This window comes from Rhizobium quercicola (genome assembly GCF_021168455.1).
Lineage (GTDB): Bacteria > Pseudomonadota > Alphaproteobacteria > Rhizobiales > Rhizobiaceae > Ferranicluibacter > Ferranicluibacter quercicola.
On record NZ_JAJOZR010000003.1, the window covers coordinates 349200 to 356647 of the forward strand.

The 7448-nt window shown below is 65.6% G+C and carries 10 protein-coding genes; 4 read left to right on the plus strand and 6 right to left on the minus strand.

Annotation, left to right across the window (positions count from 1 at the left end; all coding sequences use genetic code 11):
* Nucleotides 1–100: 100 nt before the first annotated feature.
* From LRX75_RS06815 to pmtA, 5 genes are all read right to left on the minus strand, one after another.
* On the minus strand, nucleotides 101–1081 hold the full coding sequence (locus tag LRX75_RS06815; protein WP_231812960.1) for a complex I NDUFA9 subunit family protein: 981 nt from the start codon (nucleotides 1079–1081) through the stop codon (nucleotides 101–103).
* Nucleotides 1082–1192: 111 nt separating this feature from the next.
* Nucleotides 1193–1480, minus strand: a complete 288-nt coding sequence (locus tag LRX75_RS06820) for a DUF1330 domain-containing protein (RefSeq protein WP_231812962.1) — start codon at nucleotides 1478–1480, stop codon at nucleotides 1193–1195.
* A 37-nt stretch (nucleotides 1481–1517) separates the two neighbouring features.
* Nucleotides 1518–2231 carry an orotidine-5'-phosphate decarboxylase gene (gene pyrF / locus LRX75_RS06825; RefSeq protein ID WP_231812964.1) on the minus strand — a complete coding sequence of 238 codons (714 nt, stop codon included), beginning with the start codon at nucleotides 2229–2231 and terminating at the stop codon, nucleotides 1518–1520.
* Entirely contained in the window at nucleotides 2224–2817 is a 594-nt protein-coding gene (locus LRX75_RS06830; protein WP_231812966.1) for a histidine phosphatase family protein, read from the minus strand. Before LRX75_RS06830 ends, pyrF begins: the two co-directional genes overlap by 8 nt.
* 6 nt (nucleotides 2818–2823) lie before the next feature.
* On the minus strand, nucleotides 2824–3420 hold the full coding sequence (gene pmtA / locus LRX75_RS06835) for a phospholipid N-methyltransferase PmtA (RefSeq protein WP_231812968.1): 597 nt from the start codon (nucleotides 3418–3420) through the stop codon (nucleotides 2824–2826).
* Between the two features lie 201 nt (nucleotides 3421–3621).
* Between pmtA and LRX75_RS06840 the strand changes: the two genes are divergently transcribed.
* Nucleotides 3622–4533, plus strand: coding sequence for an arginase family protein (locus LRX75_RS06840; RefSeq protein WP_231812970.1), 912 nt, complete (start codon nucleotides 3622–3624; stop codon nucleotides 4531–4533).
* A gap of 45 nt (nucleotides 4534–4578) precedes the next feature.
* On the opposite strand, the gene dnaN is transcribed toward LRX75_RS06840, so the two are convergent.
* The gene (dnaN, locus tag LRX75_RS06845) at nucleotides 4579–5697 is read right to left on the minus strand and encodes a DNA polymerase III subunit beta (protein WP_113149392.1); all 1119 of its coding nucleotides are present in this window, start codon (nucleotides 5695–5697) and stop codon (nucleotides 4579–4581) included.
* 231 nt (nucleotides 5698–5928) lie between these two features.
* Between dnaN and rsmI the strand changes: the two genes are divergently transcribed.
* From rsmI to LRX75_RS23390, 3 genes are all read left to right on the plus strand, one after another.
* Nucleotides 5929–6861, plus strand: coding sequence for a 16S rRNA (cytidine(1402)-2'-O)-methyltransferase (rsmI, locus tag LRX75_RS06850; protein WP_231812972.1), 933 nt, complete (start codon nucleotides 5929–5931; stop codon nucleotides 6859–6861).
* Nucleotides 6858–7223 carry a YraN family protein gene (locus tag LRX75_RS06855; protein WP_231812973.1) on the plus strand — a complete coding sequence of 122 codons (366 nt, stop codon included), beginning with the start codon at nucleotides 6858–6860 and terminating at the stop codon, nucleotides 7221–7223. The genes rsmI and LRX75_RS06855 overlap by 4 nt, the downstream gene beginning before the upstream one ends.
* 86 nt (nucleotides 7224–7309) lie before the next feature.
* Nucleotides 7310–7448, plus strand: a 139-nt coding sequence (locus LRX75_RS23390) for a helix-turn-helix domain-containing protein (protein ID WP_420851161.1), incomplete at its 3' end; no start/stop codon positions are given.

Here is a 7448-nt window from a genome sequence, read left to right on the forward strand (position 1 = left end):
AATGTGCAGTGCGGCAGAACTGCAACGCCGCCGCGTCCGGACAAACAAAAGCCGCCGGTGGCAAGCCGGCGGCGGGTTCGTTCGGTCGCTCATCGTGGGCTCAGGCCGCCTTGCCGGAGCGCGTGTACTGGCCCTGCGGCCGGTAGCGGACGAGGTAGCTCGGTATGATCGCCTCGACCAGCGTCGGCTCGATGCCGAAGGCCTTGAAGGTGCGTCCCTCGGCTTCGGCTGCCGGCGAGACGACGTTGTCGCTCTTGAGCAGCGTCACCTGATCCGATGTCAGTGGCGGCGCGACGAGCGGCACCAGGGAGGCGATGCTGCCGATCAGCGACGCGGCACCGAAGGGCAGCGTGACGAGCACGCGCTTGCGGTCGATCGCCTTCAGCATGATTTCGAGACACTGGCGGAAGGTCAGCACTTCCGGGCCACCGAGTTCGTAGATCCGGCCCTTCTCGACCTTGCCTTCGACCGCCTTGGCGACGGCTTCCGCGAGATCTGCGACATAGACCGGCTGGAACGCGGTCTTGCCGCCGCCGACCAGCGGCAGGGCCGGCGAGAAGCGCGACATCTGGGCGAACTTGTTGAAGAAGCCATCCTCGGGACCGAAGACGATCGAGGGACGCAGGATGACGGCATCCGGCTTGATGTCCATCACCGCCTTTTCGGCCTTCGCCTTCGACTGGGCGTAGACGGAATCGCTGCCGGCATCCGCACCGATCGCGGAAATGTGGGTGAGCGACGCGCCGACGCTGCGGGCGGCCTCGGCCACGGCGCGCGCGCCAAAATCCTGCACGGCATCGAACGTGTTGCGACCGGCCTCGAACAGGATGCCGACGCAATTGACCACGTGGTCGCTGCCCTGCACGGCGGCGTCGACCGACTGGCGGTAGCGCAGGTTCGCCTGGACGAAGGAGATCTGGCCGACATTGCCGAGCGGCTGCAGGAAACCCGCCAGATCCGGGCGGCGCACGGCGACCCGGATGCGGAAACCGCGCCGAGCGAGCGCGCGCACCACGTGCCTCCCGACGAATCCCGATCCGCCGAAGACGGTGACGAGCGGGGGAAGATTGGACAGGGTCATGGAACGGCGCTCCGGTGTTTTTCAGGCAGGATCAGACATCCGATATAGCTTACCCTGCCTCCTACGGGAAGGTATCATGCGGCGCAACAGGCCGCAGACGGGAAGCTCGGTTCAGACGCCTTCGACCACCAGCATGTCGGCATCGGCGACCTCCTGGCGGATGGCTGCCGCGATCTGGTATTCCGGCGAATTGTAGCAGGCGACGGCGGCCTCCATCGACGGGAATTCGATGATAACGTTGCGCGCGCGGATATCGCCTTCGAGCTTTTCCACCGCTCCGCCGCGTGCGAGGAAGACGGCGCCATACGCTTCGAAGGCGGGCTTGGCCGCCGAAACGTAGTCCTTGTAGTGTTCGGCATCGCGGACATCCACGCGGGCGATCCAGTATCCCTTGGCCATCGCACCCTCCTTCTTCACGCGTTCTGTGTTGAAACGCTCAGTCGTTGCTGGGCCAGCTTGCCCGGCGCATATCGTCGAGAATGGCGCGCGTTGCAGCCCGCGGGTCGTCCGCCTTGACGATCGGCCGCCCGACGACGAGGTGGCTCGCACCGGCCGAGATCGCATCGAACGGGGTCATCACCCGCTTCTGGTCGCCCTTGTCGGCCCCGGCCGGGCGGATGCCGGGCGTGACCACGGCGAGATCCGGACCGACGACCTCGCGGACGATCGCGGCCTCCTCGGCCGAACAGACGATGCCGCCCATTCCGGCGTCGCGAGCCTGGGCGGCCCGGCGCAGCACAAGCGCGCGAGGATCGTCGGCATAACCGGCGGCCGCAAGATCGTCTGCGTCCATCGAGGTCAGCACGGTCACGCCAAGCAGGCAGAGGCCGGAACCCTTCGCAGCCTCGACGGCCGCCGCCATGGCTTTGGGATAGGCGTGCAGCGTCAGCATGGTCATGCCCATGCGCGCGATGTTTTCCACGCCTTTGGCGACGGTATTGTCGATATCGAGAAGCTTCATGTCGAGGAAGATCTTCTTGCCCGACGCGGCGAGGTCTCGCGCAAAGTCGAGACCGCCGGCGAAGACCAGCTGGTAGCCGATCTTGTAGAACTGGCCGTCGTCACCGATCGCATCGACGATGCCTTGCGCCTCGGCGATCGTGGGAACGTCGAGGCCGATGATCAACCTGTCGCGCGCTGCCTCAGCCATCCGTCCACCCCTGCCAGTCCTCGATGCGGGTCCACTTGCACACCGGGCGCCTGCGGGCAAGGGGAAAAGCGAAGAGGTTGCCGCCGCCCGGACCCTGGTCGTGCGCCCGCGACACGGGAATGCCGGAGAGATGACAATACAGCAAGGTGCCGACGCCGCCATGGCCGATGATGGCGATCGGGATCGACGGATCATGCGCATCGAGCAGGGCCATGACCACGCGAACGATGCGGGCCTGCGCATCGTGCGCCGTCTCCCAGCCGCGGAAGCTCACGGCCGGGTCGGTGAAGAAACGGTCCGCTGCCGCCTCGAACTCTGCCGGCGGCAGGAAGCCTGTCGCCGAACGGTCGTTCTCGCCGCTGTCCTTCAGGACATCGACGGATGATCCCGACGCCTCGGCGAGAAGGCCCGCGGTCTCCAGCGCCTTCGTCTCGTCCGAGGAGACGAGGCGACCGAGGCCGCGCGCCCAGCCGGACGCTGCGGCCATCCGGGCGCGCTCACGGCCTTTCTCGGAAAGCCCCCAGCGCGGGATCGGCACGTCCGGATCGATCGCGACCTCGGGGTGGCTGATATAGAGACCGAACACGATGCCTCAGTGCGTCTTGCGGTAGATCCAGAGGCGCGCCGGCGGAATGTTGCGCATGATGAAGTCGAGCTGTTCCGTGCGGAACCGGTCCGGCATGTTGGCGACCGGCGAGCGCGGGCCGTAGGAAATCTGCACCACCGGACGGCCGACGGGCACCCGCGTCAGCAGATCCTCGATCAGCGCGACGCGTTGCTGCATCGGGATGGTGAGGAGCGGCACGGCGCAGATGACGCAATCGAACTGTTCGTTGGCGCGGCGGCCGAGGGTCGTTCCCAGATTGAAGGCATCGCCGTTGATGAACTCCACCGTGGGAAAGCGCTTCAGAAGCTGATTGTAGAAATCGGTCGAATATTCGACCGAAACCAGCTGCTCGGGTGCCACGCCGTGATCGAGGATCGCCTTGGTGATGACGCCGGTTCCGGGCCCGAGTTCGAGGACCGGAAGACCGGAACCCGTATCGATGACGCTCGCCATCCGCCGTGCCGCAATCGACGAGGTCGGCGTGATCGCACCGACGGCTTTCATATTGCTACGCCAGCCCTTGAAGAACCGGATTTCCTCATCGAATTTCTTGCCGAAACGCTCTTTCAAACGCAAATTCATACTCGTCTCCACTGCGACTCGCTGCTTGAGCGTTTGCTGTCATACCGCATTCAAAAAACCAACGCGACAGAAACCATTCTCTTTGCGTCATTTCGTTGTGAATGTCCCAATCCGGTCGCCACGCCCTACGCCATCCGAACACCGGCTGTCAGAGGGACATCGGGCGTGTAGACTGCCGGTCGAAACACGACGGAGCTCAGAATGAACGGTTCAGTGTCCTTCCTTGGCTTTCCGGGTCGCCTTGCCCCGGAGATCCGCCCCGTCGCCGCCGTCTTCGGTGCCGGCCACGGAAGCACCTATCCAGGCAAAGACAGCAGCGGCTACGCGCTGGCCGCGGACGCCATTCGGGCCGCGAGCCAGGAGGACGCCGGACTGATCGATCATTGGGACTTCGATCTCGGCGGGCCGCTGTTCGATGCCGGCACGCCATGCTGCCTCGATCTCGGAAACGTGCCGACCCGGATGGAGGACAATGCGGGCAATCGGGCACGGATCGAGGCGACGACACGGGAGGTGCTCGCAACGGGTGTCGCACCCGTTCTTCTGGGCGGCGACGATTCCGTCGTGATCCCGTTTCTCGCGGGCTTCGGCGACGTGGGACCGATCTGGATCGTCCAGATCGACGCGCATATCGACTGGCGAGACACGCTGCACGGCGAGCGATACGGCTATTCGAGCCCCATGCGGCGGGCGAACGAGATGCGCCATGTCGCCGGCATCGTGCAGGTGGGCATGCGCGGTATCGGCAGTGCGCGCCGTGCCGAGGTCGAGGATGCCGCGCGCTTCGGCAGTCATCTCGTTACCGCGCGGCAGGTTCATGCCGAGGGCGTTGCGGCCGCCCTTCGACATATTCCGGAGGGCACAAAGGTCGTCATGACGGTGGATTGCGACGGGCTCGACCCTGGCATCATGCCGGGCGTGGCCGCGCCATCGCCGGGCGGGCTCACCTATACGCAGGTGATCGACATGATCGAAGGTGTCGGCAGACGCAGCCGGCTTGTCGGTTTCGACCTGGTCGAACTCTTTCCGCCAGCCGACATTGCGGGCCTCTCCGCCTTGACGGCGTCCCGTCTGGTGGCCAACGCCATCGGCGCGATCGTCCGCCAGAGATAAGCCGTCCTCCGGTGGGCGACGCCCGCCTGCCGCAGCCCGCGTGGACTACACCCGCATCGGCATCAGCACATACAGCGCATCTTCACCGGCAAGGTCGCGCACGAGGGTGGGCGAGCCGGCATCGGCCAGCATGAAGACGGCTTCCGTGCCCGAAAGCTGGGCCGTGATGTCGAGGAGATATTTTGCGTTGAAGCCGATCTCGAGCGGGTCGTTGTCGTAGCCGACCGGCAGCTCTTCCGTCGCACTGCCGCTGTCGGGATTGTTCACGGTCAGCGTCAGCTGTCCGTCGGCCAGCGCCAGCTTGACGGCGCGGCCGCGCTCGGAGGAAATCGTGGAGACGCGATCCACCGCCTGCGCGAAGGACTGGCAGTCGATCCGCAGCTCCTTCTCGTTGTTGGCCGGGATGACGCGCTGGTAATCCGGGAAGGTGCCGTCGATCAGCTTCGACGTCATGACGATCGAGCCGATGCTCATGCGGATCTTGGCGTCGGAGATTTCCAGCGTCACCATCGCGTCCGGCTGGTCCACCAGCTTCTGCAGCTCGCCCACCGTCTTGCGGGGAATGATGATGCCCGGCATGCCTTCCGAGCCGGACGGCGCTTCCAGGTCGGCGCGCGCGAGGCGGTGGCCGTCGGTCGCCACGGCGCGCAGCTTCAGGTCGCCCTTGCTCTCGATCGTGTGGATATAGATGCCGTTCAGATAGTAGCGCGTCTCCTCCGTCGAGATCGCGAACTGGGTGCGATCGATCAACATCTTCAGATCGGTCGCCTTCATGGTGAACTTGTGCGTGAAGGTGCCGGCGTTCAGATCCGGGAAATCCGACTGCGGCAGGCACTGGAGCGAGAATTTCGAGCGGCCGGAGGCAACGGTCATGGCCGTGCCCTCGGCATTGGTCGAAAGCCGCACTTCCGAACCGTCCGACAGCTTGCGCACGATATCGTAGAGAAGATGGGCCGGCACGGTGGTGGCACCCGGCTGCTCGACCTGGGCGGGCGTCGCCTCGGTGATCTCGAGATCGAGGTCCGTCGCCTTCATGTCGAGGCTTTCGCCATCGGCCCGCAGCAGCACGTTCGACAGGATCGGAATGGTGTTCCGGCGCTCGACGACCCGGTGGACATGGTTCAGCGATTTGAGAAGATTGGACCGCTCGATCGTAATGCGCATGTGATGCTGTCGCTTTCCATCAGGACCGGAAGACGCCTCCCGGCTTGAACTCTTGAACGCCTCGGCCACCGGGCCGCGGGCGGCCGAAGGGCGGCGTGGATATGGACGCGCAAAATGGCACTACACTGTGGCGAAGTGCAAGGCCCAAGCCTGCCCTGAAGCCGAACTACCCACCATTATCGTTCGGCGCACCGGCTTGCAGGCAGGAGCCGGCTCGCCCATAAAGACGGCATGAAGGACAAGACAACAGAACGGGATGCCGCGCCGGACGCCGGCGCACGGCCGCGCAGCTACCGCGTGCACGACACGATCGTGGAGGCACGGCCAATCGAGCCGGCGCTCTATCTGGTGGCGACGCCCATCGGCAATCTCGGCGACATCACCCTGCGGGCGCTGGAAACGCTCGCCGGCGCCGACGTGCTGGCCTGCGAGGACACCCGCGTGACCCGCGTCCTGCTGGATCGCTACGGCATCGCCAACCGGCCCTATGCCTATCACGAGCACAATGCCAACGAGGCAGGCCCCCGGCTGATCGCCGTGCTCGACGCCGGCCGTTCGGTCGCGCTCGTCTCGGATGCCGGCACGCCGCTCGTCTCGGATCCCGGCTACCGCCTCGCGCAGACGGCCATCGCGGCCGGGCATCGGGTCGTGCCGCTTCCCGGCCCTTCCGCGCCGCTTGCCGCCCTCGTCGGCTCCGGGCTCTCCAACGACGCCTTCCTGTTTGCCGGCTTCCTGCCCTCCAAGGACAAGGCGCGCCGCGACAGGCTGGCGGAACTCGCCCGCGTGCCGGCGACGCTCATCTTCTTCGAATCCCCCCACCGGATCGGCGCGACACTGGTGGGCGCGGCGGACACGCTCGGTCGGGAGCGCCCCGCCGTCGTCTGTCGCGAACTGACCAAGACCTACGAGGAATTCCGGCGCGGAACGCTGGGGTCGCTGGCCGATCATTATGGTGGCGGTATCGTGGTGAAAGGCGAGATCGTGCTGGTCATCGGCCCGCCGCCGGAAGAGGCGGCACCGGACGCGCGCGATGTGGATGCGCTGCTGACGCGACTGTCGGCCGAGATGCCGGCCGGCAAGGCGGCGACCGAGGCCGCCAAGGTAACGGGTCTCAACCGGCGCACGCTCTACGATCGGCTTCTGACGCTGAAGGATCTGCCGTGACCGGAGCAGCCAACCCGCTGCGACTGAAGGCCGTGCGCCGGGGCGCCCTTGCGGAATATCTCGCCGCCGTGGCGCTCATGCTACGCGGCTACCGGATCGTTGCCTTTCGCCATCGCACGAAACTCGGGGAAATCGACATCATCGCCCGGCGCGACGACCTTGTCGCCTGCGTCGAGGTGAAGGCGCGCGCTACGGTCGATGCCGCCGTCTTTGCGGTCAGCGACCATTCGAAGGCGCGCATTCGCCGGGCAAGCGATCTCTGGCGTCAGAAGCAGGGCGATGCGGACCGTCTCTCCATCCGCTACGACATCATGGCCGTGCGGCCCTGGCGCTGGCCGGTTCACATCGAGGATGCGTTCTAGAGTCTGTCTGCGGGTAACGGAATCGGGGGCTGGCATTTTGTGTTGTTTTCTGATTCCGTATGGATTTTAGCGGGAGGCTTTCAGCAATGCCGAAGTCACTTTCGTTGGATTTGCGCAGCCGGATTGCGGCGGCTGTCGTGCAGGGTGAATCGGTTCGATCTGTTGCGCGACGGTTCGATGTGTCGGCTGCGAGTGCGGTGCGGCTTGGGCAGAAGTTGCGGGCGG

Excerpts from the sequence above, each read along its gene's own strand:
- LRX75_RS06815 (WP_231812960.1), bottom strand. The coding sequence starts at position 1,081 with ATGACCCTGTCCAATCTTCCCCCGCTCGTCACCGTCTTCGGCGGATCG.
- LRX75_RS06820 (WP_231812962.1), bottom strand. The coding sequence starts at position 1,480 with ATGGCCAAGGGATACTGGATCGCCCGCGTGGATGTCCGCGATGCCGAA.
- pyrF (WP_231812964.1), bottom strand. The coding sequence starts at position 2,231 with ATGGCTGAGGCAGCGCGCGACAGGTTGATCATCGGCCTCGACGTTCCC.
- pmtA (WP_231812968.1), bottom strand. The coding sequence starts at position 3,420 with ATGAATTTGCGTTTGAAAGAGCGTTTCGGCAAGAAATTCGATGAGGAA.
- LRX75_RS06840 (WP_231812970.1), top strand. The coding sequence starts at position 3,622 with ATGAACGGTTCAGTGTCCTTCCTTGGCTTTCCGGGTCGCCTTGCCCCG.
- dnaN (WP_113149392.1), bottom strand. The coding sequence starts at position 5,697 with ATGCGCATTACGATCGAGCGGTCCAATCTTCTCAAATCGCTGAACCAT.
- rsmI (WP_231812972.1), top strand. The coding sequence starts at position 5,929 with ATGAAGGACAAGACAACAGAACGGGATGCCGCGCCGGACGCCGGCGCA.